Origin of the sequence: Immundisolibacter sp., assembly GCF_050250495.1 — a bacterium.
GTDB lineage: Bacteria > Pseudomonadota > Gammaproteobacteria > Immundisolibacterales > Immundisolibacteraceae > Immundisolibacter.
Genome location: NZ_JBFWOM010000020.1, coordinates 25,160 through 45,252, shown reverse-complemented (window position 1 = coordinate 45,252; position 20,093 = coordinate 25,160). Strand labels below are relative to the sequence as shown.

The following is a 20,093-nucleotide window of genomic DNA, read 5'->3' as shown; positions in this document are numbered from 1 at the left end:
GCTGCCACGGGTTGGCGGATTGCTCCATAACTGCGCGGCGGCGCGCGAGTTCGGCTTCGTCCACAGCCAGATGAATCCGCCGCGCCGGGATGTCGATCTCGATGCGGTCGCCGTCCTCGACCAGGCCAATCAAACCGCCCGCCGCTGCTTCCGGCGAGACATGGCCGATGGACAGCCCAGACGTGCCGCCCGAGAAGCGGCCGTCGGTGACCAGCGCGCAGGCTTTGCCCAGGCCCATGGATTTGAGGTAGCTCGTGGGATACAGCATTTCCTGCATGCCGGGGCCGCCGCGCGGGCCTTCGTAGCGGATCAGAACCACGTCGCCACCGGCGATGCGCTTGCCGAGGATGGCGTCCACGGCGGCGTCCTGGCTTTCGAACACGCGCGCCGGGCCGGCGAAGCGCAGGTTCGATTCGTCCACGCCGGCGGTCTTGACGATGCAACCGCGCTCGGCGAGGTTGCCGTACAGCACGGCAAGGCCACCGTCGCGGCTGTAGGCGTGTTCGAGTGAGCGGATGCACCCTTTGGCGCGGTCGGCGTCCACGTCCCAGGTGCGGCCCTGGCTGAAGGCGACCTGCGTCGGCACGCCGCCCGGCGCGGCGCCGAACAGGCGCTGCGCGGCGTCGTTGTTCGAGACGGCGATGTCCCAGCGGGCGAGCGCGTCTTTCAGCGTCGGTGCGTGCACGGTGGGCACGGTGGTGTCCAGTAGGCCGGCGCGATCGAGTTCGCCCAGGATGCCGACCACGCCGCCGGCACGGTGCACGTCTTCCATGTGATAGACGGCCGTGGACGGCGCCACCTTGCACAGGTGCGGCACCTTGCGTGAGAGGCGATCGATGTCCGCCATCGTGAAATCGACCTCGCCTTCCTGCGCGGCGGCCAGCAGGTGCAGCACGGTGTTGGTGGAGCCGCCCATGGCGATGTCGAGCGCCATGGCGTTCTCGAACGCCGCGCGCGTGGCGATGCCGCGCGGCAGGGCACTCGCGTCGTCCTGCTCGTACCAGCGGCGGGTGAGGTCCATGACGCGCCGGCCGGCTTCCTCGAACAGCTCGCGCCGATACGCGTGGGTGGCGAGCAGGCTGCCGTTGCCGGGCAGGGAAAGACCCAGCGCCTCCGTGAGGCAGTTCATGGAATTGGCGGTGAACATGCCGGAGCACGAGCCGCAGGTGGGGCACGCGCTGCGCTCCATGGCCAGGCTCTGTTCGTCCGAAACCTTGGGATCGGCGCCGACGACCATGGCGTCTATCAGGTCCACGGCCACGTCCTTGCCTTCCCACACCACCTTGCCCGCCTCCATCGGCCCGCCGGACACGAACACCGCCGGGATGTTGAGCCGCATGGCCGCCATCAGCATGCCGGGGGTGATCTTGTCGCAGTTGGAGATGCACACCAGGGCGTCGGCGCAGTGGGCGTTGGCCATGTACTCGACGGAATCGGCGATCAGCTCGCGCGAGGGCAGCGAATACAGCATGCCGCCGTGGCCCATGGCGATGCCGTCGTCCACGGCGATGGTGTGGAACTCGCGCGCCACGCCGCCGGCGGCGTGAATCTGCCGGGCCACGATGTCGCCGAGATCCTTCAGGTGCACGTGCCCCGGCACGAACTGCGTGTAGGAGTTGGCGATGGCGATGATCGGCTTGCCGAAATCGCCTTCCTGCATGCCGGTGGCGCGCCACAGCGCGCGGGCGCCGGCCATGTTGCGGCCGTGCGTGGAGGTGCGGGAACGGTAGGCGGGCATGGCGTGGCTCCAGGGGCGATCAGGCGGCCATTTTAGCGGCCGGCCGGCAGACCGACCGGCGATAATGCGCAGCCCCGCTGCCTGATCTGCACCGCCGCATGAAAACACTGATCCTGGGTGGCGTGCGCTCCGGCAAGAGCCGCCTTGCCGAGCGGCTCGCCACCGACACGGGCCGGCCGGTCACGTACATCGCCACCGCCACGGCGGGCGACGCCGAGATGGCCGCCCGCATCGCCGCGCATCAAGTCCGGCGCCCGACCGGCTGGGCGCTGGTGGAGGAACCGCTCGCGCTCGCTGCCGCGGTGCAGGCACACGCCCGTGCCGGCGGCTGCGTGCTGATCGAGTGCCTCACGCTGTGGCTGACCAATCTGCTGGTCGATGCCAATGCCGCCGCCCTCGACCGCGAACAGGCGGCGCTACTGGCGGCGCTCGACGACCTGCCCGGCGACGTCATCCTGGTCGGCAACGAAACCGGCATGGGCATCGTGCCGCTCGGCGAGCTCACGCGCCGCTATTGCGACGCCGCCGGCCGCCTGCACCAGGACATCGCCGCCCGCTGCGAGCGGGTGCTGCTGACCGTGGCCGGCCTGCCGCTGGCGCTGAAGGGAGACTTGCCGTGACGCCCGCCTGGCTCGCCCTGCCCTGCGCCGCGCCCGATGCCGCCGCCGGCGGACGCGCCGCGGCCCGGCAGGCGCAGCTCACCAAGCCGCCGGGCTCGCTCGGCCGGCTGGAAGCGCTCGCCGTGCAGCTCGCGGCCTTGCAGGGCACCGATCGCCCGGCCGTCGAGCGCGTGCAGGTGTGCGTGTTCGCCGGCGACCACGGCGTCGCCGCGCAGGGCGTGTCGGCCTTCCCGCAGGCGGTGACGGCGCAGATGCTGGCCAACTTCGTCGCTGGCGGCGCGGCGGTGAGCGTGCTCGCCCGCGCGCAGGGCGCGGCGCTGGAGGTCGTCAACCTCGGCACGGCGGCCGATCCTGGCCCGCTGCTCGGCGTCATCGACGCCCGCGTCGCGCCAATGACGGCCGACTTCACGACCGAGCCCGCAATGACGGAGGCACAGCTCGGGGCCGCGCTCGACGCCGGCCGGGCCGCCGTGCAGCGGGCGGTGCAGGCTGGGGCGGAGCTTTTCATCGGTGGCGAGATGGGCATCGCCAACACCACCGCCGCCGCGGCGCTGGCCTGCGCGCTGCTCCGCGAGAAGCCCGTGGCGCTCTGCGGCCCCGGCACCGGGCTCGACGCTGCCGGCGTGGCCCACAAGGCGACGGTGATCGGGCGCGCGCTCGCGCTGCACGGGCCGCATGTCGATAACCCGCTCGAAGCGCTGCGGCGGCTGGGCGGCTTCGAGATCGTGGCGCTCGCCGGCGCCGCCATCGCCTGTGCCCACGCGGGGCTGCCGCTGCTGGTGGATGGTTTCATCGTGACCGCGGCCGTGCTCGCCGCCTGCCGCATCGAGCCCCGTGTGCACGACTGGCTGCTGTTCGCGCACCGCTCGGCCGAGCCCGGCCACGCCAGGCTGTTGGCGGCGCTCGACGCCGCGCCGCTGCTGGCACTCGACATGCGCCTTGGCGAAGGCAGCGGCGCGCTCGCCGCCCTGCCGCTGCTGCGCCTGGCCTGCGCGGTACACGCCGGCATGGCCACCTTTGCCGAAGCCGGCGTCGCCGGAGGTGCCCTGTGATCCGCAAGCTTTGGAATCCCCTGCGACTGGCGCTGGCGCTGCTGACGACCCTGCCCGTGCCGGCCGGCGGCGCGCCCGAACCGGACGATCTCGGCCGCGCGCCGCTCACCTACCCGCTGGTCGGCCTGCTGCTGGCAGCGCTGCTGATCGCCGCCTGCTGGGCGCTGTTCGACCTGCCGCCGCTGGCGGCAGCGGCCACCGTTCTGGCGCTGTGGGCGGTGCTGACCGGCGCGCTGCACCTGGACGGCCTCGGCGACTGCGCCGACGCGCTGCTGGGTGGCCATGCGGATGCCGAGCAGCGGCGCGCCATCCTGCGCGACCCGCACGTCGGCACGGCGGGGGTGGTGGCCGTCGTGCTGGCGCTGATCGGCAAGTTCGCGGGCCTCGCGGCGGTGCTCGATCACGGCTCGCTGGTGCCGCTGCTGCTGGCGCCGGTGCTGGCGCGCGGGGCGGTGCTGGCGCTGATGTGCGCCCTGCCCTACGCCAGCCCCGGCGGCATGGCCGAAACGGCGATGGAGAACCTGCCGCGCCAGACGGGCTGGCTGGTGGTGGGCGTGATCGCCGCGCTGACGCTGTTGGTCGCTCCCGGCGCGCTGCTGGCGACGGTCGTACTCACGGCGCTGATCGGTCGCGGCGCGCAGCGCCGTCTGCGTGGTGCCAGCGGCGACGTGTACGGTGCCACGATCGAACTTGTCGAAGCCGCGGTGCTGCTGGCGCTGGCCGTGCCGACCGCGGGCTGAGTCCGGCCCGCGCGGGCGGCGTTTACAATCCGCGCCCCGCCCGACTGAACCGCGCCCCGACCACCATGGTCTGATGGGCACAGCCGGCACTTCATCCAGCGACGACATGCACCCCTTACCCCGCCTTCCTGTCCTGCTTGCCGCAACGCTGGCCGTCGCCTGCGGAGCCCTCACCGGCTGCGCGTCCAGCACCGCCGGCAACGTCTACTCGCGCAGCGACGCCCGCCAGGCGCAAGTGGTCAAGTACGGCACGGTGGAGGCCATCCAGCCGGTCAAGATCGAGGGCACGCAGTCCTACATCGGCGCGGCCACTGGCGCCGTACTGGGTGGCATTGCCGGCAGCACCGTCGGCGGTGGCGCCGGCCAGAAGGCGGCGGTCGTAGCCGGCGCAGTCGGCGGCGGGGTCGCCGGCAAGGCTGCCGAGGGTGCACTCACCAAGGCGGACGGACTCGAAATCACCGTGCGGCTCGAAAACGGCAACGTCATGGCCATCGTGCAGGAACAAAGCGAGCAGCAGTTCCAGGTCGGCCAGCGCGTGCGGGTGATTCAACACGACGGCACCTACCGGGTGTCCCCCTGAGGCAACCATGACCGATCAGGACATCGCCAAACGCCGCGCCGCCGAGGCCGCGCTGGAATTCGTGCCCGAGGGCGAGGTGATCGGCGTCGGCACCGGCTCGACCGCGAATCACTTCATCGACTGCCTGGCCGGCATTCGCGAGCGCATCCGCGGCGCCGTGGCGAGTTCCGTCGCCACGGCGACGCGTCTGAAGGCCGCCGGCATCGATCTGTACGAGCTTAACGACGCCGGCACGCTGCCGCTGTACGTGGACGGCGCCGACGAAGCCACCGAGCACCGGCAGCTCATCAAGGGCGGCGGCGGCGCGCTGACGCGCGAGAAGATCATTGCCGCGGCCAGTCGACAGTTCGTATGCATCGCCGACGAGTCGAAGCTGGTGCGGCGCCTCGGCGCCTTCCCGCTGCCGGTGGAGGTGATTCCGATGGCGCGCAGCTACGTGGCGCGCGAAATCATCGCGCTCGGCGGCAAGCCCGCGTATCGCAAGGACTTCATCACCGACAACGGCAACGCCATTGTCGACGTGCACGGCCTCGACATCGTCGAGCCGATCAAGCTCGAACAGGCGCTCAACAACATCGTGGGCGTGGTCACCTGCGGCCTGTTCGCGGCGCGCGGCGCGGATGTGCTGCTGCTGGGCGGCGCGGGCGGCGTGAAACGTATCGGCTGACGCCACCGCTGACGCGCTCCCCAAAGCACGCGCCAGCCGTGTGACAATTGTGCAAAAGGTCACATTCGGAGCACGACACGCGTGGCCGGAGCGATGCATTTCAGCCAGCTTCGGCACTTCCTGCCGCTGTCGACATTCCCCCGGGCGCAGCTGATCGAGCTCGCGGCCGCGGCGCGTATTGAGGAAATCGCCGATCGCAGCACCATCTTCGAGGTGCCGGACGAGCCGCTCAACCACACGCTGTTTCTGCTGGCCGGAGAGGCGACCGCCGTCACCCACACCGGCATTGCCGCCATCATCGAGGCCGGCTCCGCGAGCGCGCAGTACGCGCTGAACGATGGCCGATTTCGGTCGGTGACGGCATTCACCGATGTGGTGCTGGCCTATCTGCCGTTCGACCTGGTCGATCTCGTCGCTACCTGGGATCAACTGGCCGTCATCGAGCGACGGAGCAACGAGCGGGACAACGCCTTCTTCGGTCGCGGCATTCCGCGCCGCTGGCGGTACAGCTTCTTCCCGGCCCTGCGGGGCACGCCTGCGGCCCGCATCGAGGAGCTGATGCAGGCATTTGTGCCGATTACCGTGCAGGAACGGCAGGTCATCGCCCACCAGAACGAAGCCGCCGACGCGTTCTATGTAATCGACAGCGGCGCCACGCTGGTGTCGCGAGAAGCACCCGCGGAAGAGGGTGAATCGATCGAGCTCGGGCAACTCGGTGAAGGGGACTGTTTCGGCGACGAAGCGCTAGGCCAAGCCCCATACAGCGTAGCCACCGCCAGCATGATCAGCGAAGGCGTGCTCATGCGCCTGTACCGGCACGATTTCGAGCGCCTGCAACAGGCATCGCCAACGTCGCCAGTAAGCACGTCAACGGCGATCGACATCATCAGCAACGGCGGCCACTGGCTTGATGTGCGGCAACGCGGCGAGTGGCAGAACGCCCACCTGCCGGGTGCCTACAACCTGCCGCTGCACGAGCTGCGTCTGCACGCCCATCGAATCGATCCCGCCGGCCACTACGTGTGCTACTGCAACAGTGGCCGCCGGGCGGCTGCCGCGGCACACATTCTGACGCAGATGGGCTTCACCGCCAGCGCGCTTCACGGTCACTACCGCCACATCGGCGCCGGATAACTCCGGGTCGGCGCGCGCCGGCAGCTTGCTTTCCCAAACCCTTCAAGCAGCGCGCAAGCGATTTGCGCACAGGGTGAACTGCAGGCGGATTTAGCACTCCAAGCACCCGAGTGCTAAGATTTTCCCGTCCGTCATGAGGGAGACAACATGTCCACCGCCCTGACCCTGCCGCTGCCGGTGCAAGCGGTTGGCAACCTGAATCAGCTGATCCGCGCCGCCCAGCAGGCGCCGTACCTGTCCGCGGATGAAGAACACGCGCTCGCGGTGCGCCTGCAGGACGAGGGCGACATCGACGCCGCCCGCCAGCTGGTGAGCTCGCACCTGCGTTACGTCATCCACGTCGCCCGCGGCTACAACGGCTACGGCCTGCCGCAGGCCGACCTCATCCAGGAAGGCGCCATTGGCCTCATGAAGGCCGTGCGGCGCTTCGACCCGCGCCGCGGCATACGCCTGGTGTCGTTCGCCGTGCACTGGATTCGCGCCGAGATTCACGAGTACGTGCTGCGCAACTGGAGCATCGTCAAGATCGCCACCACCAAGGCGCAGCGCAAGCTGTTCTTCAACCTGCGCCAGCACAAGCAGCGCCTGGGGCACCTGGGCGACGCGCAGGCGGCGGAAATCGCGCGCGAACTCGACGTGCGCCCGCAGGACGTGTTCGACATGGATGCGCGCCTGCGCGAACGGCCAGTGTCGTTCGACGCCGCGACCGACGCCAGCGACGACGACCTGCCGGCGCCGGCGCTGAGCATCGCCGACACGCGCCCGGACCCTGCGCAGGCGCTCGAAGAGGAGCAATGGGCCGGCCATCGGCTCCAGGCGTTGCGCTCGGGGCTCGCCACGCTCGACGCGCGCAGCCGGGACATCCTGGAGCAGCGCTGGCTCGCCGAGGACAAGACCGGCCTCAAGGAACTCGGCGAGAAATACGGCGTGTCGGCGGAGCGCATCCGCCAGCTCGAAAACCAGGCCATCGGCCGGCTGTCGCGACACCTTCAGACCACCGCCGCGGCATGAGCGAGCCACGCGCGCGGTTTGGTTTTCTGGGCGTGCTGCGCGAGATGGCGTGGGCGTTTCTGGGCGTCCGCGACCGCGCCAACTACGAGCGCAGCACCCGCTCGAACCCGGTGCACATCATCCTCGCCGGCATCCTGCTGACCGCGCTGCTGGTACTGGCGCTGGTCGGCGCGGTGAAGTTCGCACTCAGCGACCGGCCGACCGGCGGCGCCTCAGCGAACGCCGGGCAGGTAGTGGTCGACCAGCAGGGCAGCAAATAGCCCCATCAGGTAGATGATCGAGTAGCGGAACGTCGCCGAGGCGACCGCGTTGTCCTGCGTGCGGTACAGCCGCACCGACCACTGGATGAACCGCCCGCCGAGCACCAGCGCCGCCAGCGCGTACGGCCAGCCGGCATAGCGGGTGGCGAACGGCAGCAGGCTCACCGCCAGCAGCAGCGCCGAGTACAGCAGTACGTTCAGACGCGTGTACGGCAGGCCGTGCGTGACCGGCAGCATGGGAATGTTGACCCGCGCGTATTCCTCGTGTCGGCGGATGGCGAGCGCCCAGAAATGCGGCGGCGTCCACACGAAGATGATCAGGAACAGCAGCAGTGCAAACGGGTCCACCGTGCCCGTTACCGCCACCCAGCCGAGCACCGGCGGCGCCGCCCCGGCCGCCCCGCCGATCACGATGTTCTGCGGCGTGGCGCGCTTCAGATACGCCGTGTAGATGACCGCGTAACCGATCAGCGACGCGAACGTCAGCACCGCCGTCAGGGTATTGGTCCAGACCACCAGCAGCGTCATGGACAGCAGCCCGAGCAGTGCCGCGAACACCAGCGCCTGCCCGGCCGTGACGCGCCCGGTCGGCAGTGGGCGGTTTCGCGTGCGGTCCATCTGCGCATCGACGCGGGCGTCGACCACTTGATTGATCACCGCCGCCGACGACGACGCCAGAAAAATGCCGAGGTTGCCGGCAATGAGCGCGTCCAGCGGCACCATGCCGGGCACCGCGAGCAGCATGCCGACCACGGCCGTGAAGCAGATCAGCGCCACCACGCGCGGCTTGCACAGCTCCAGGTACTCGCGCCACAACGGCAGCGGCGGCGCGGACATCGGTACGGATTCAGCCACGTGCGGTTCCGCTGCGGTACAGGGTGTGGGTGAGGGTCAGCAGGGCCAGCAGCAGCGCGGCCGCCACCGCGTTGTGCGCCGCCGCTACCGGCAGCGGCAGGCCTAGCCACACGTTGGCGATGCCTAGCGACACCTGCGCCGCGAGCAGCACCAGCAACGCCACGGCCACCGCCCGCAGCGGCCCGGTGCAGCGGCGCGCCGTGTACAGCCCGACGAAGCCCAGGTAGGCCAGCACCACCAGCGCCCAGGCGCGGTGCGCCATGTGTACCGCCACCCGCGCGGGGCTGTCCAGCACGCCGAACTCGTAGTTCACGCCAAGGCCCCGCCACAGCACGAAGCCGTCTGCCATGTCCATCGGCGGCCACCACTCGCCCATGCACTTGGGGAAGGTGGGGCAAGCCAGGGCCGCGTAATTGGCACTGGTCCAGCCGCCGAGCGCGATCTGCACCACCAGCACGGCGATGCCGACGATTGCCATCCGCCGCAGCACTACGGGCGGCGCGCGCCGGTCGGGAACGTACGAGCGGGCACCGAGGTAGCCCAGCCACAGCAGGCTCAGCACGCCAAAGCCGCCGAGCAGATGCCCCATCACGACCACCGGCTTCAGTTGCAGCGTGACCGTCCACATGCCGAGCGCCGCCTGAAACGCGATCAGCAGCAGCAGGGCCGTCGCCAACAGCCGTCCCGTGCCGCGTCGCCAGGCTGAAATGGTGAGCCCCAGCACGACCAGACCGAGCAGGCCCGCCGCGTAGCGGTGAACCATCTCCTTCCAGGCCTTGGCCGGCTCCACCGGGCGATGGGCGAAGGCCTCGTTGGCGCGGTCGATCGCCTCGGCCGTGCCCGGCACACCGACGTGGCCGTAACAGCCCGGCCAGTCCGGGCAACCCAGGCCGGCGTCCGACAGGCGCGTGTAGGCGCCCAGGATCACGACGATCAGGGCCAGCACCACCGCCAGCAGCCAGGGCAGCGGGTTGGGCGGCGGTTGGCGTGACTTCGACTTCAACTCAGCGCTCCGTCAGTTCGACGCCAGGCGGCGCAGCAGATGCTCGATGTCCTTGCGCGCGGCGCGGGCATCGTAGTCCCTGCGGTAGCGCAGCATGGCGTAGCCGGCCGGATCCACCATCGCAAAAGCTGTCTCCTGCGCCGGCGCGGCACTTTCGATCGCGTCCAGCAGCGCGCCATCGGCGTCCTCGACGGCGTGCACGCCGTCCAGTTCCTGCACGCGCTCGGCGCCCAGCTGCGCACCCGGAGCATGCACATACGCCCGCGCCATGCGGTCCTGGTAGCGCGGCAGCGAGCGCACGATCTGCCTGAGGTCGATCAGCGTCTTCCAGCACGCCGCATCGCACGGCCCGGCCACGACCAGCGTCCAGCGCCGGTCGGGCCAGCCGGCGCGGCCGGCGACCGGCAGTGGCTTTGGCGGCTCGATCAGCACGCCGGCGAGCTTCGGCGCCGGGTACGCCGTGAAACCGAGCTTCTGGTAACCCCAGGAAAACAGCAGCGGCCCCAGGAACAACGCGGCCAGCGCGATCAGCATCCACCGTCCGCGGCGCTGCTGCGCCTTTTCGTCCCGATCCATCACTCCTCCAAATGCGGGGCAGCGCGCCCGCGCCGCACGCCCGCGACTGCGTACACGGCCAGCAGCGCCGCCGCCAGACCGAACCATTGCACCGCGTAGCCGTAGTGCCGCTGCGGCGTCATCGCGACCACCGGCCAATCGCGCCGAAAGCCGTGCGCGGACTGCGGCGCCAGGCGCAGTACGCGTGGCCAGAGCGGCGCGCCGACACTGGCTTCCAGCATTGCGGGATCGATCTCCGAAACCACCCATGCGCCGCCGAAGCGATCGCTGATCTCACCCGACACCAGCGGCACGTCGACCGGCGGGTGCAACGTGCCGAGCAGGGTGACCGTGCCGTCCGGAGTGGACCATTCCGGCACATCCTCTCGCCGCGCACCACGCGCCAGCCAACCGCGGTCGACCAGAATCAGTTCGTCACGACCGCCGATCCGCAGTGGCGTCAGGATGTCGTAGCCGACCTGGCCGTCGCGCACCTGATTGTCGAGCAGCCCCTGGCGATCCGCCAGAAAGACGCCCTGCACGCGCACGACACGGTGGCTCGCGATCGCCTGCGTGGCCGTGGTGGCATCAACGTCCATCGGGACAAGCGCTTGTCCGGTGGCGGCGGCGTCTAGCAAACGCGCCTTCTCAAGGCCGCGGGTCACTTGCCACACGCCAAGCCCGCACAGGATCGGTACCCCCACCAGCACCGCAAGGGTGGCGGACATCGCGGGCCGGAACGCGCCGCGACTGTCCCGGCGGGCGGTCGACATGCGGGGGCGGTCAGCCGGCCGACTGGCTAGAATGACCAATCGACGCTGTTTGAGGAGGCTGGCACATGCTGGTGAAGCTCATCGTTCTGGCCATGCTGGCGGCCATCCTGATCGCACTCGGCTCGGCGGTGTTCGCCATGCTGGGGCCAAGACGCGGCAGCCAGCGGATGGCCCGCGCGCTGACGTGGCGGGTGGGCCTGTCGGTAACCTTGTTTCTGCTGCTGCTGGCGGGTTTTGCAACCGGCGTGATCAAGCCGCACGCCGCGCTGCCACCCGCCCCCCCGGCCCCACAGACCGCGCCTCAGAGCCAGTAGACGAACACGAACAGGCCGAGCCAGACCACGTCCACAAAGTGCCAGTACCAGGCCACCGCCTCGAAACCGAAGTGGTGCTCGGGCGTGAAGTGGCCCTTCATGCAGCGCAGCAGGATGACGATCAGCATGATGGTGCCGAGCGTGACGTGCGCGCCGTGGAAGCCGGTCAGCATGTAGAAGGTCGAGCCGTAGATGCCGGACGCGAGCGTCAGGTTCAGATCATGCATTGCATGCGCGTACTCCTCGACCTGGAAGTACAGGAACAGCACGCCGAGCGCGACGGTCGCCGCCAGGCCCAGAATGAGCTGCGTGCGCTTGTTCTTGAGCAGGCCCCAGTGGGCGATGGTGATGGTCACGCCGCTGCTGAGCAGGATGGCGGTGTTCAACGCCGGCACGCCCCAGGCGGGCACGATGCCCGTGGGAATGTCGAAACCGTCGGCCTTCGGCGGGTTGATGAGCGGCCAGGTGGCCTCGAAGTTGGGCCACAGGAAGCTGTGGGAGATCGCCTTCATGACGTCGCCCTCGCCGCCCAGCCACGGCACCGACAGCTGGCGGGCGAAGAACAGCGCGCCGAAGAACGCGGCGAAGAAGAACACTTCCGACACGATGAACCAGGCCATGCCCCAGCGGTAGGAGCGGTCCATCTGCTCGTTGTTGAGGCCGGCCTGACTCTCGCGAATGACGTTGCCGAACCAGCCGAACACCATCACCAGAAGGATTGCCACGCCGGCCAGCAGCACGACGCGACCGATGGCATTGCCGTGCATCATGTTCACGCCGCCCAGCACCATCGTGGTCAACGCTACCGAACCCACGATGGGCCAACGCGTTTCCGCCGGGACGTAATAACCGCCGTGCGCCTGTGCCATGCCTGTCATCCTTCGCGAAGTGTGATCGAAAGCGCCGGCTCAGCCGCCGCCCGCTGCGTGGCCGGCGTGTTCATCCGCCGGCGCCTTGTGCAAGTCGAAAAACGTGTAACCCAGCGTCAGCGTGTGGACGCTGTCGGCGAGTTCGGGATCGACCCGAAAGCGGACTGTCATGTCCTTTTGCTCGCCCGCCGCCAGCGTCTGCTCGGTAAAGCAGAAGCACTCGATCTTGTGGAAGTGCCTGGCCGCGAGTCCCGGCGCCACGCTCGGGATGGCCTGGCCCGTAACCGCGTGCGCGGCACGATTACGCGCCACATAGACCGCCTCGGCGGTCTCCCCTACGCGCACCTTCATCCGCCCCACAGCCGGCCGAAAATCCCACGGCAGATCCGCATTCGTGCTGCCCACGAACTCGACTGTCACTTCCCGACCTAAGGTGGCTGGTGGGGACCCTTCGGCAGACGTCACGGCAGCTGCGCCGGTGAGCGTTGCCGACTTGCCGTTAAGGCCCATCGCCTCGCACATGACGTTGTAGAGCGGCACCAACGCAAAGCCAAAGCCGAACATCAGTACCGCCGCCAGCGCCAGCCGACGCGTGGTGCGGGCCACCCTACTCTGCCGCTCATCCACCACTGGTCACCTGCATGCGGGCGAGGATCGTCACGACATACACGCTCACCACGAACACGACCAGACCGGCCAGCAGCCAGCGGCTAGGCTTGCGCGCGCCGTGTGAGCTGCGCTCGGCCATGAGCCTCAATGAATCTCCGGCGCCTGGGTGAAGCTGTGGTACGGCGCCGGCGACGGCAGCGTCCACTCCAGCCCATGCGAGCCTTCCCACACACGGTCGGTGGCCTTGGCGCCGCCGCGCACGGTCTTGATCATGATGTACACGAACAGCAGCTGCGACAGGCCGAACGCGAAGCCACCGATGCTGGCAATGCGGTTGAAGTCCGCGAACTGGAGCGCGTAGTCCGGAATGCGCCGCGGCATGCCCTGCAGGCCGACGAAGTGCATCGGGAAGAACAGCACGTTCACGGAAATCGCGGACAGCCAGAAGTGCAGCTTGCCGAGGCGCTCGTCATACATGTGCCCGGTCCACTTCGGGATCCAGTAGTAGGCGCCGGCCATCAGCGCGAACACCGCGCCCGGCACCAGCACGTAGTGGAAATGCGCCACCACGAAGTAGGTGTCGTGGTACTGCATGTCCGCAGGTCCAATGGCCAGCATCAGGCCCGAGAAGCCGCCGATGGTGAACAGGAACACGAACGCCAGCGCGAACAGCATGGGCGTCTCGAAAGTGATCGAGCCGCGCCATAGGGTCGCCACCCAGTTGAACACCTTCACGCCGGTCGGCACCGCGATCAGCATGGTGGCGTACATGAAGTAGATCTCGCCCGCCACCGGCATGCCGGTGGTGAACATGTGGTGCGCCCACACGATGAACGACAGGAAGGCGATGGCCGAGATGGCGTACACCATCGAGGCATAGCCGAAGATCTGCTTGCGGGCGAAGGTCGGAATGATCTCGGAGACCACGCCGAACGCCGGCAGGATCATGATGTAGACCTCCGGGTGCCCGAAGAACCAGAACACGTGCTGGAACAGCACCGGGTCACCGCCGCCGGCGGCGCTGAAGAAGCTGGTGCCGAAGTTGCGGTCGGTCAGCATCATGGTCACCGCGCCAGCCAGCACCGGCATGGCGGCGATCAGCAGGAACGCCGTCACGAGCCAGGTCCAGCAGAACAGCGGCATCTTCATCAGCGTCATGCCCGGCGCGCGCATGTTGAGGATGGTGGCGATAACGTTGATGGCGCCCATGATGGACGACATGCCCATCAGGTGGACCGAGAAAATGAAGATGTCCGTGGTGTCGGGCGCAAACGTGGTCGACAGCGGCGCGTAGAAGGTCCAGCCGAAGGCCGGGGCGCCGCCCTCCAGGAACCAGGTGCTCAGCAGCAGCGTGAAGGCAAACGGCAGCAGCCAGAAGCTCCAGTTGTTCATGCGCGGCAGGGCCATGTCCGGCCCGCCGACCATCATCGGAATCATCCAGTTGGCAAAGCCGGTCCAGGCCGGCATCACCGCGCCGAACACCATGATCAGGCCGTGGTTGGTGGTCAGTCGGTTGAAGGTCTCCGGCTCGACCAGCTGCAGGCCGGGCTGGAACAGCTCGGCGCGGATCAGCAGCGCGAGACTGCCGCCGACCAGGAACATGATCAGCGCCAGCCACAGGTACAGCGAGCCGATGTCCTTGTGGTTGGTGGTGAACAGCCAGCGGCTGATGCCCTTTGCCGGGCCGTGGTGATGATCGACTTCGTGGGCCACAGTAGCCATGCCGTGTTCTCCGGACGGGGTCTCGTTGCGTTGTCTGTCGGGGCAGCGGATCAGCGCGCCGCCTTGATGGCCTTCGGTTGCACCAGATCGCCCATGGTGTTGCCGAAGGCATTGCGCTCGTAGGTAACGACCGCAGCCAGGTCGACGTCGTTCAGCTGCGCCGCGAACGCCTGCATGGCCGTGCCGGCCTTGCCGTGCATGACGATGTCGACGTGGCCCTCGATGGGTCCGGTCGTGATCTTGCTGCCCACCAGGGAAGGGAACGCCGGCGGAATGCCCTGGCCGCTCGCCTGATGGCAGGCCACGCAGTAGGTGCCGTACACGCCCTTGCCGCGCTCCACCAGCTCATCCAGCGTCCAGTCGCGGTCGGCGCCGCTGGCGGCGGCCTCGGTCTCGGCTTTCTTGGCTACCAGCCAGGCGTCGTAGTCCTCGCGCGTCTTGGCCTCGACCACCACCGGCATGAAGCCGTGGTCCTTGCCGCACAGCTCGGCGCACTGACCGCGGTAGACGCCGGGCTCGGGGATGTTGGTCCAGGCGTCGTTGATGAAGCCGGGCACCGCGTCCTGTTTCCAGCCGAGCGCCGGCACCCACCAGGCGTGGATCACGTCGTTCGACGTGATCACGAAGCGAACGCGGGTGTTGACCGGCACCACCAGGGGGTGATCCACATCCAGCAGGTAGTTCTCAACCCCGCTCGGGTCGCCGTTCATGGCATCGCGGCTGCTCGACGCGAGGTTGCTGAAGAAGCTCACGCCCTGGTCGATGTACTCGTACTGCCAGCGCCACTGGTAGCCGGTGACCTTGATCGTCAGCTCGGCGTCCGAGGTGTCTTCGAGCTTGATCAGGCTGAGCGTGGCCGGAATGGCCATGGCGACCAGGATGACGATCGGGATGATGGTCCACACCACCTCGACGGTGGTGTTCTCGTGGAAATTGGCCGCTACCGCGCCACGCGACTTGCGGAACGCGAACAGCGCATAAAACATTGCGCCGAACACCACCACGCCGATCGCCACACAGACCCACAGCGAGATCATGTGCAGATCGAAGGCCGTGTGACTGGTCTCGGTGACGCCGCGGACCAGGTTCATCCCGTAGTCCGCGCGCGCCGGCAGCGCCGCCGCCAGCAGCAGCCCCGCCATCGCCGTGCGCGTGTGTTGTCCGATCTTCAAAGACCCATCTCCCTGTTCAATCCGGCATCAATGGCCATCTCGGGCGCGCTTGCACCCAGCGGCTGGCCCAACAATCTCGACAACTGGCCGGCCAACTGCCGCCGCTCGGCCTCGATCAGGAACGCCCCGATCTCGAAAAACCGTCCGTGCGACCCGAGGCGCAGGCAACTCGCCCGCCCGGTCCGCTCCGGCTCCCACGCCAGCCTGGCCCAGGACCGCGGGAGTTCGTCGCGCGAGTCCACACGGTCGTGGCCACGGAGCACCACAACCCGCCGTTCATCCACCAGGATGACCTCGCGCCGGTAACTGGCGCGCGAACACACGTAAAGACCCGCCACGAGGGCCAGCACTTCCAACCCGCTGAACGGCGCCACCAACCACAGCCCCAGACCGGCAAACCCGCCAGCTATCAGGCCGTTCAAGACGGCGATGGCGATGAGGAACCGCTTGGTCTGCGCCCATGAGCTGGACCGATTCGGCAACAGTTCAAAACGCCACGCGCCGCCCTGTTCCCGCTGCGTGCGCAGCGCCACCGCCACCTCCTGCTGCATCCTCGCCGTCGAGTCGCGCGACCGGCCGCGCGCGGCGGCCCTGCGACAAAAAGCCGCGCGAATACTACCGTCCGGGCCGGTTTCCTGACAAGACAAAACACGCAGCCGGACGGCTGCTTGACGCCCGTCAAGAGGTCCTTGCGTGCGCCGAGCAGGGCAATTGCAGGCTCGCAGCCACCTCGCTAGGGCTTGCCAAGGGTCGATGCGCGAGCACGCCCAAGCGTGGCGCGTCGATGATGTCAGCCAGCGCCGCGAGGTTTTCCGCCGCCCTCGCGAAACCGGGCTCCACGGCGCTCGCCACCCACCCCGCCAGCGACAGGCCACCGCGCCGCAGGTCGGCCACGGTGAGCGCCGCGTGATTCAGGCACCCCAGGCGCAGGCCCACCACCAGCACCACAGGCAGCCCGAGCGCCGCGGCGAGATCGGCAACGTCGCCGTCCGGCCCAAGCGGTACCCGCCAGCCGCCGACGCCCTCCACAACGACACGGTCAGCGTGGTCGTAAAGGCGTTCGAGGGCGTGTTTGAGGGGCGCGAATCGAATCGGCCGCCCGGCCTCGGCAGCCGCAATGTGCGGCGCGATCGGCGGCGCAAAGGCAACGGGATTCACCCACCCGTACGGCAGGTCGAGGCCGCTCGCTGCGAGCAGCGCGAGCGCGTCTTCGTTGCGCAGTCCGTCGGGTGTCGCCACGCAGCCGCTTGCGACGGGCTTCATGCCGGCCACGCGGTGGCCCTGCGCTCGCAGCGCGGCGATCAGGCCCGCCGCGACGCGCGTCTTGCCAACGCCGGTATCGGTGCCGGTGACGAACCAGCCGCGCGTCATGGCCGCCCCGCGCGGCGCGGGTGAAAGCGCAGCGGCTGCGCGCCGTCGGTATCGCGGTGCGGCGGATGCAGTGGCTTCCAGGCGTGGGCGTGCACCACCTCGAACGTCGCCGGCAGGCGATCGTCGCTGCGAAAGCCCTCGTAGGCGGCCGCCATCGCCGACCATCCCGCCCGCCCGCGCAGGCCGCGCGGTCGGCCGGCCGCGGCATTGCCGGCGCCGATGGATTTCAGATCCCGCGCCAGCGCCCGCACGTCGGGGTAAGTGAGGCAGAAGTGCTCGACGTCCAGCACCGGGTTCTCGAAACCGCTGCGCCCGAGCGCGTCGCCCAGATCGTGCATGTCGATGAAGGCGTGCACGTGCGTTGCGCCATCCACCTGCCGCCAGGCGACGCGCAGCTCGCGCAGCGTGTCGGGCCCCAAGCTCGTGAACAGGACAAGGCCGCCCGGGCGCAGCACGCGCCACACCTCGGCGAACACGGCCGCGGGGTCGGCACACCACTGCACGGTGAGGTTGCTGAACACGAGATCCGCGCTGTCCGGCGGCAGCGGCAGCGCCTGCGCGTCCGCGCACACGAAGCGCTGTGCCGAGAACCAGCGCCGGCCGCGCCGCGCCGCGCGCAGCATGGCGGGCGCGACGTCGACACCGATCACCTGCGCGCCGCGGTAGCGCTTGAGCAGCGCCCGTCCCGCGACACCCGGCCCGCAGCCAAGATCGACGATGGTCTGCGGCGCCACGCGGACGAGATCGAGCCGCGCCAGCGCGTGCGACTCCACCGTGCGCTGCAGCACGGCGCCGGTTTCGTAACCGGCCGCCGCGCGCTCGAAGGCCCGGCGCACGCGGCGCGTGTCGAGCCGGAATTCGGCGCCCGGATCGCTCATGCGCGTGGCGGCAGCGCGGCGAGCGAGTTCAGCAGGCGATCGACCTCGGCCTCCTCGTGCGCCGCGGTGAGCACGATGCGCAGACGCGCCGTGCCGTCCGGCACCGTCGGCGGGCGCACCGCGGGCACCACGATGCCATGGCTGTCCAGGTGCGCGCTCCAGGCGAGTGCCCGCTCGGTGCTGCCGGCGACGAGCGGCTGGATGGGCGTGGCGGATTCGAGCAGCGGCAGATCAAGCGCCGCGGCGCCTTCGCGGAAGCGCGCGATCAGCGCCGCGACCCGATCGCGCCGCCAGCCTTCCGACTGCATCAGGCGCAGCGCGACGCACGTCGCCTCCGCCAGCGCCGGCGGCAAGGCGGTGGTGTAGATGTAACTGCGCGCGTGCTGGATCAGCGTCTCTATCAGCGCCTCACTGCCGGCGACGAATGCGCCGAACGTGCCGAGCGCCTTGCCGAGCGTGCCCATCAGCACCGGCACGTCGTCCAAGCCCAGCCCGGCCTGCGCCACGCTGCCCGCGCCGGCCGGCCCCAGCACGCCGAAGCCGTGCGCGTCGTCCACCATCAGCCAGGCGTCGCGGCGCCGGGCCAACCACGCCAGCGCCGGCAGCGGCGCGAGGTCACCGTCCATGCTGAACACGCCGTCGGTGATCACCAGGCGCCGCCCAGCCGACTCCGCCGCGAGCTGGGCGTCGAGATCCGCCACGTCGCCGTGCCCATACACCCTCACCGCCGCGCGACTCAGACGCGCCGCGTCGATCAGCGAGGCGTGGTTCAGGCGGTCCGAGAACACCGCCGCGTCGCGGTCCAGAAGCGCGCCAAGCACCCCGACGTTGGCCATGTAGCCGGTCGAGAACAGCAGCGCGCGCGGCCGGCCGACGGCGGCGGCGAGTTCCTCTTCCAGCGCGTGGTGGGCGGCGGTGTGCCCGGCGAGCAGGTGCGAGGCGCCGGCACCGACGCCCCAGCGGCGCGCGCCGTCCGCCAGCGCCTCGATCAGCGCCGGGTGATTGGCGAGACCGAGATAGTCGTTGCTGCAGAAGGTAAGCCGGCCACCCTCGTCGAAGCGCCGCGCCGGGGCCTGTGGCGTGTGCGCAATGCGCCGCTGCCGGTACAGCCCCGCCGCACGGCGGGCGGCGAGGCCCGCGTCGAGATCGAAGCTCACCCCGCCACGACCGCCTCGGCCGGCGGCGCCGCGCAGCGCACGGCCGGCGCGGCGGCGTGGATGCCGAGGCGCTCGAACAGCGCCCGGTCGCGTTCCGCCGCCGGGTTGCCGGTGGTCAGCAGCTTGTCGCCGTAGAAGATCGAATTGGCACCGGCGAGGAAGCACAGCGCCTGCAGCGCGTCGTCCATGCCCTCGCGGCCCGCCGACAGGCGCACGACGGAAGCCGGCATCAGGATGCGCGCGACAGCAATGGTGCGCACGAATTCCAGCGGATCGAGCGCCGCGGTGCCGGCCAGCGGCGTGCCCGCCACCTGCACCAGGTAGTTGATCGGCACGCTTTGCGGGTGCTGCGGGAGATTGGCCAGCGATTCCATCAGCCCCACGCGGTCCTCGCGCGACTCGCCCATGCCGACGATGCCGCCACAGCACACGTTCACCCCCGCATCGCGCACCTGCGCCAGCGTGTCCAGGCGATCCTCGAAGGTGCGCGTGGTGATGATTTCGCCGTAGTACTCGGGCGAGGTGTCGAGGTTGTGGTTGTAGTAGTCGAGGCCTGCATCTTTGAGGCGCTCGGCCTGGTCGCCCTTCAACATGCCGAGCGTGACGCAGGTCTCCATGCCCAGCGCCTTCACCTCGCGCACCATGTCCAGCACGCGCACGAAATCCTTCTCGCGCGGGCTGCGCCAGGCGGCGCCCATGCAGAAGCGGCTGGCGCCCGCCTCGCGTGCGGCGCGCGCGGCAGCGACCACGGCATCGACGTCCAGCAGCGCCTCGCGGTTCACGTCCGCCGCGTGGTGCGCGCTTTGCGGGCAGTAGCCGCAGTCCTCCGGGCAGGCGCCGGTCTTGATGCTCAGCAGCGTGCTCACCTGTACCGCGTTCGGATCGAAATGGGCGCGGTGCACGGTCTGCGCGCGGTGCAGCAGGTCGGCGAACGGCAGCTCGAACAGGGCGCGGATGTCGGCGCGCGTCCAGTCGTGGCGGATGGCGGTCAAGGGCGGACTCCGGGGCGATTA

At 69.5% G+C, this 20,093-nt stretch carries 24 protein-coding genes; 9 read left to right on the top strand and 15 right to left on the bottom strand.

Going from position 1 to position 20,093, the window contains the following annotated elements; translation table 11 throughout:
- Window positions 1–1,738, bottom strand: a 1,738-nt coding sequence (ilvD, locus tag AB7F93_RS11935) for a dihydroxy-acid dehydratase (protein WP_428303131.1), incomplete at its 3' end; no start/stop codon positions are given.
- A gap of 98 nt (window positions 1,739–1,836) precedes the next feature.
- Here ilvD and cobU point away from each other — a divergent pair.
- The 8 genes from cobU to AB7F93_RS11895 all read left to right on the top strand — a co-directional run bounded on the left by cobU (window position 1,837) and on the right by AB7F93_RS11895 (window position 7,802).
- Entirely contained in the window at window positions 1,837–2,358 is a 522-nt protein-coding gene (gene cobU, locus AB7F93_RS11930; protein WP_428303130.1) for a bifunctional adenosylcobinamide kinase/adenosylcobinamide-phosphate guanylyltransferase, read from the top strand.
- Window positions 2,355–3,410, top strand: a complete 1,056-nt coding sequence (cobT, locus tag AB7F93_RS11925; protein ID WP_428303129.1) for a nicotinate-nucleotide--dimethylbenzimidazole phosphoribosyltransferase — start codon at window positions 2,355–2,357, stop codon at window positions 3,408–3,410. The genes cobU and cobT overlap by 4 nt, the downstream gene beginning before the upstream one ends.
- Window positions 3,407–4,150 (top strand): adenosylcobinamide-GDP ribazoletransferase, encoded by a 744-nt coding sequence (cobS, locus tag AB7F93_RS11920; protein WP_428303128.1) that lies wholly within the window; start codon window positions 3,407–3,409, stop codon window positions 4,148–4,150. Before cobT ends, cobS begins: the two co-directional genes overlap by 4 nt.
- Window positions 4,151–4,256: 106 nt before the next feature.
- Window positions 4,257–4,730: a hypothetical protein gene (locus tag AB7F93_RS11915; protein WP_428303127.1), complete on the top strand. Its 474-nt coding sequence runs from the start codon at window positions 4,257–4,259 to the stop codon at window positions 4,728–4,730.
- 7 nt (window positions 4,731–4,737) lie between these two features.
- Window positions 4,738–5,397: a ribose-5-phosphate isomerase RpiA gene (gene rpiA / locus AB7F93_RS11910; RefSeq protein WP_428303126.1), complete on the top strand. Its 660-nt coding sequence runs from the start codon at window positions 4,738–4,740 to the stop codon at window positions 5,395–5,397.
- Between the two features lie 93 nt (window positions 5,398–5,490).
- A complete protein-coding gene (locus AB7F93_RS11905; protein ID WP_428303125.1) occupies window positions 5,491–6,531 on the top strand; it encodes a cyclic nucleotide-binding domain-containing protein in 1,041 nt (346 codons plus the stop codon).
- A gap of 147 nt (window positions 6,532–6,678) precedes the next feature.
- A complete protein-coding gene (rpoH, locus tag AB7F93_RS11900; protein WP_428303124.1) occupies window positions 6,679–7,542 on the top strand; it encodes an RNA polymerase sigma factor RpoH in 864 nt (287 codons plus the stop codon).
- Entirely contained in the window at window positions 7,539–7,802 is a 264-nt protein-coding gene (locus tag AB7F93_RS11895) for a DUF2970 domain-containing protein (RefSeq protein ID WP_428303123.1), read from the top strand. Before rpoH ends, AB7F93_RS11895 begins: the two co-directional genes overlap by 4 nt.
- Here AB7F93_RS11895 and cyoE read toward each other — a convergent pair.
- From cyoE to AB7F93_RS11875, 4 genes are read right to left on the bottom strand one after another with little or no spacing between them, the layout of a single operon-like run.
- Complete coding sequence (gene cyoE, locus AB7F93_RS11890) at window positions 7,755–8,639, bottom strand: heme o synthase (RefSeq protein ID WP_428303135.1); 885 nt, start codon at window positions 8,637–8,639, stop codon at window positions 7,755–7,757. The genes AB7F93_RS11895 and cyoE overlap by 48 nt on opposite strands.
- 10 nt (window positions 8,640–8,649) lie before the next feature.
- Window positions 8,650–9,660 carry a COX15/CtaA family protein gene (locus tag AB7F93_RS11885; RefSeq protein ID WP_428303122.1) on the bottom strand — a complete coding sequence of 337 codons (1,011 nt, stop codon included), beginning with the start codon at window positions 9,658–9,660 and terminating at the stop codon, window positions 8,650–8,652.
- A gap of 12 nt (window positions 9,661–9,672) precedes the next feature.
- Window positions 9,673–10,236 (bottom strand): hypothetical protein, encoded by a 564-nt coding sequence (locus tag AB7F93_RS11880; RefSeq protein ID WP_428303121.1) that lies wholly within the window; start codon window positions 10,234–10,236, stop codon window positions 9,673–9,675.
- Complete coding sequence (locus AB7F93_RS11875; RefSeq protein ID WP_428303120.1) at window positions 10,236–10,988, bottom strand: SURF1 family protein; 753 nt, start codon at window positions 10,986–10,988, stop codon at window positions 10,236–10,238. The genes AB7F93_RS11880 and AB7F93_RS11875 overlap by 1 nt, the downstream gene beginning before the upstream one ends.
- Before the next feature lie 65 nt (window positions 10,989–11,053).
- On the opposite strand from AB7F93_RS11875, the gene AB7F93_RS11870 reads away from it, so the two are divergent.
- On the top strand, window positions 11,054–11,302 hold the full coding sequence (locus AB7F93_RS11870) for a DUF2909 domain-containing protein (RefSeq protein ID WP_428303119.1): 249 nt from the start codon (window positions 11,054–11,056) through the stop codon (window positions 11,300–11,302).
- On the opposite strand, the gene AB7F93_RS11865 is transcribed toward AB7F93_RS11870, so the two are convergent.
- The 10 genes from AB7F93_RS11865 to bioB form a co-directional block, all read right to left on the bottom strand.
- Window positions 11,290–12,171 carry a cytochrome c oxidase subunit 3 gene (locus tag AB7F93_RS11865; RefSeq protein WP_428303118.1) on the bottom strand — a complete coding sequence of 294 codons (882 nt, stop codon included), beginning with the start codon at window positions 12,169–12,171 and terminating at the stop codon, window positions 11,290–11,292. The genes AB7F93_RS11870 and AB7F93_RS11865 overlap by 13 nt on opposite strands.
- 39 nt (window positions 12,172–12,210) lie before the next feature.
- Complete coding sequence (locus AB7F93_RS11860) at window positions 12,211–12,777, bottom strand: cytochrome c oxidase assembly protein (protein WP_428303117.1); 567 nt, start codon at window positions 12,775–12,777, stop codon at window positions 12,211–12,213.
- A 13-nt stretch (window positions 12,778–12,790) separates the two neighbouring features.
- Window positions 12,791–12,928, bottom strand: a complete 138-nt coding sequence (locus tag AB7F93_RS11855) for a hypothetical protein (protein ID WP_428303116.1) — start codon at window positions 12,926–12,928, stop codon at window positions 12,791–12,793.
- The gene (gene ctaD, locus AB7F93_RS11850; protein WP_428303115.1) at window positions 12,925–14,502 is read right to left on the bottom strand and encodes a cytochrome c oxidase subunit I; all 1,578 of its coding nucleotides are present in this window, start codon (window positions 14,500–14,502) and stop codon (window positions 12,925–12,927) included. Before ctaD ends, AB7F93_RS11855 begins: the two co-directional genes overlap by 4 nt.
- Window positions 14,503–14,552: 50 nt before the next feature.
- Window positions 14,553–15,668, bottom strand: a complete 1,116-nt coding sequence (gene coxB / locus AB7F93_RS11845; protein ID WP_428303134.1) for a cytochrome c oxidase subunit II — start codon at window positions 15,666–15,668, stop codon at window positions 14,553–14,555.
- 2 nt (window positions 15,669–15,670) lie between these two features.
- Window positions 15,671–16,207, bottom strand: a complete 537-nt coding sequence (locus AB7F93_RS11840) for a DUF2244 domain-containing protein (protein WP_428303114.1) — start codon at window positions 16,205–16,207, stop codon at window positions 15,671–15,673.
- Window positions 16,208–16,352: 145 nt separating this feature from the next.
- A complete protein-coding gene (gene bioD, locus AB7F93_RS11835) occupies window positions 16,353–17,045 on the bottom strand; it encodes a dethiobiotin synthase (RefSeq protein ID WP_428303113.1) in 693 nt (230 codons plus the stop codon).
- Window positions 17,042–17,923 carry a malonyl-ACP O-methyltransferase BioC gene (gene bioC, locus AB7F93_RS11830; RefSeq protein WP_428303112.1) on the bottom strand — a complete coding sequence of 294 codons (882 nt, stop codon included), beginning with the start codon at window positions 17,921–17,923 and terminating at the stop codon, window positions 17,042–17,044. The genes bioD and bioC overlap by 4 nt, the downstream gene beginning before the upstream one ends.
- On the bottom strand, window positions 17,920–19,080 hold the full coding sequence (gene bioF / locus AB7F93_RS11825; RefSeq protein WP_428303111.1) for an 8-amino-7-oxononanoate synthase: 1,161 nt from the start codon (window positions 19,078–19,080) through the stop codon (window positions 17,920–17,922). The genes bioC and bioF overlap by 4 nt, the downstream gene beginning before the upstream one ends.
- A complete protein-coding gene (gene bioB / locus AB7F93_RS11820; RefSeq protein ID WP_428303110.1) occupies window positions 19,077–20,072 on the bottom strand; it encodes a biotin synthase BioB in 996 nt (331 codons plus the stop codon). Before bioB ends, bioF begins: the two co-directional genes overlap by 4 nt.
- Window positions 20,073–20,093 lie beyond the last annotated feature (21 nt).

Bases quoted from the DNA above. Each gene is read 5' to 3' on its own strand.
- AB7F93_RS11865 (WP_428303118.1), bottom strand. From the start codon at position 12,171: ATGGCACAGGCGCACGGCGGTTATTACGTCCCGGCGGAAACGCGTTGG.
- cyoE (WP_428303135.1), bottom strand. From the start codon at position 8,639: ATGTCCGCGCCGCCGCTGCCGTTGTGGCGCGAGTACCTGGAGCTGTGC.
- rpiA (WP_428303126.1), top strand. From the start codon at position 4,738: ATGACCGATCAGGACATCGCCAAACGCCGCGCCGCCGAGGCCGCGCTG.
- AB7F93_RS11870 (WP_428303119.1), top strand. From the start codon at position 11,054: ATGCTGGTGAAGCTCATCGTTCTGGCCATGCTGGCGGCCATCCTGATC.
- AB7F93_RS11895 (WP_428303123.1), top strand. From the start codon at position 7,539: ATGAGCGAGCCACGCGCGCGGTTTGGTTTTCTGGGCGTGCTGCGCGAG.
- AB7F93_RS11915 (WP_428303127.1), top strand. From the start codon at position 4,257: ATGCACCCCTTACCCCGCCTTCCTGTCCTGCTTGCCGCAACGCTGGCC.
- AB7F93_RS11905 (WP_428303125.1), top strand. From the start codon at position 5,491: ATGCATTTCAGCCAGCTTCGGCACTTCCTGCCGCTGTCGACATTCCCC.
- AB7F93_RS11880 (WP_428303121.1), bottom strand. From the start codon at position 10,236: ATGGATCGGGACGAAAAGGCGCAGCAGCGCCGCGGACGGTGGATGCTG.
- bioD (WP_428303113.1), bottom strand. From the start codon at position 17,045: ATGACGCGCGGCTGGTTCGTCACCGGCACCGATACCGGCGTTGGCAAG.
- ctaD (WP_428303115.1), bottom strand. From the start codon at position 14,502: ATGGCTACTGTGGCCCACGAAGTCGATCATCACCACGGCCCGGCAAAG.
- bioC (WP_428303112.1), bottom strand. From the start codon at position 17,923: ATGAGCGATCCGGGCGCCGAATTCCGGCTCGACACGCGCCGCGTGCGC.
- AB7F93_RS11875 (WP_428303120.1), bottom strand. From the start codon at position 10,988: ATGTCGACCGCCCGCCGGGACAGTCGCGGCGCGTTCCGGCCCGCGATG.
- rpoH (WP_428303124.1), top strand. From the start codon at position 6,679: ATGTCCACCGCCCTGACCCTGCCGCTGCCGGTGCAAGCGGTTGGCAAC.
- cobU (WP_428303130.1), top strand. From the start codon at position 1,837: ATGAAAACACTGATCCTGGGTGGCGTGCGCTCCGGCAAGAGCCGCCTT.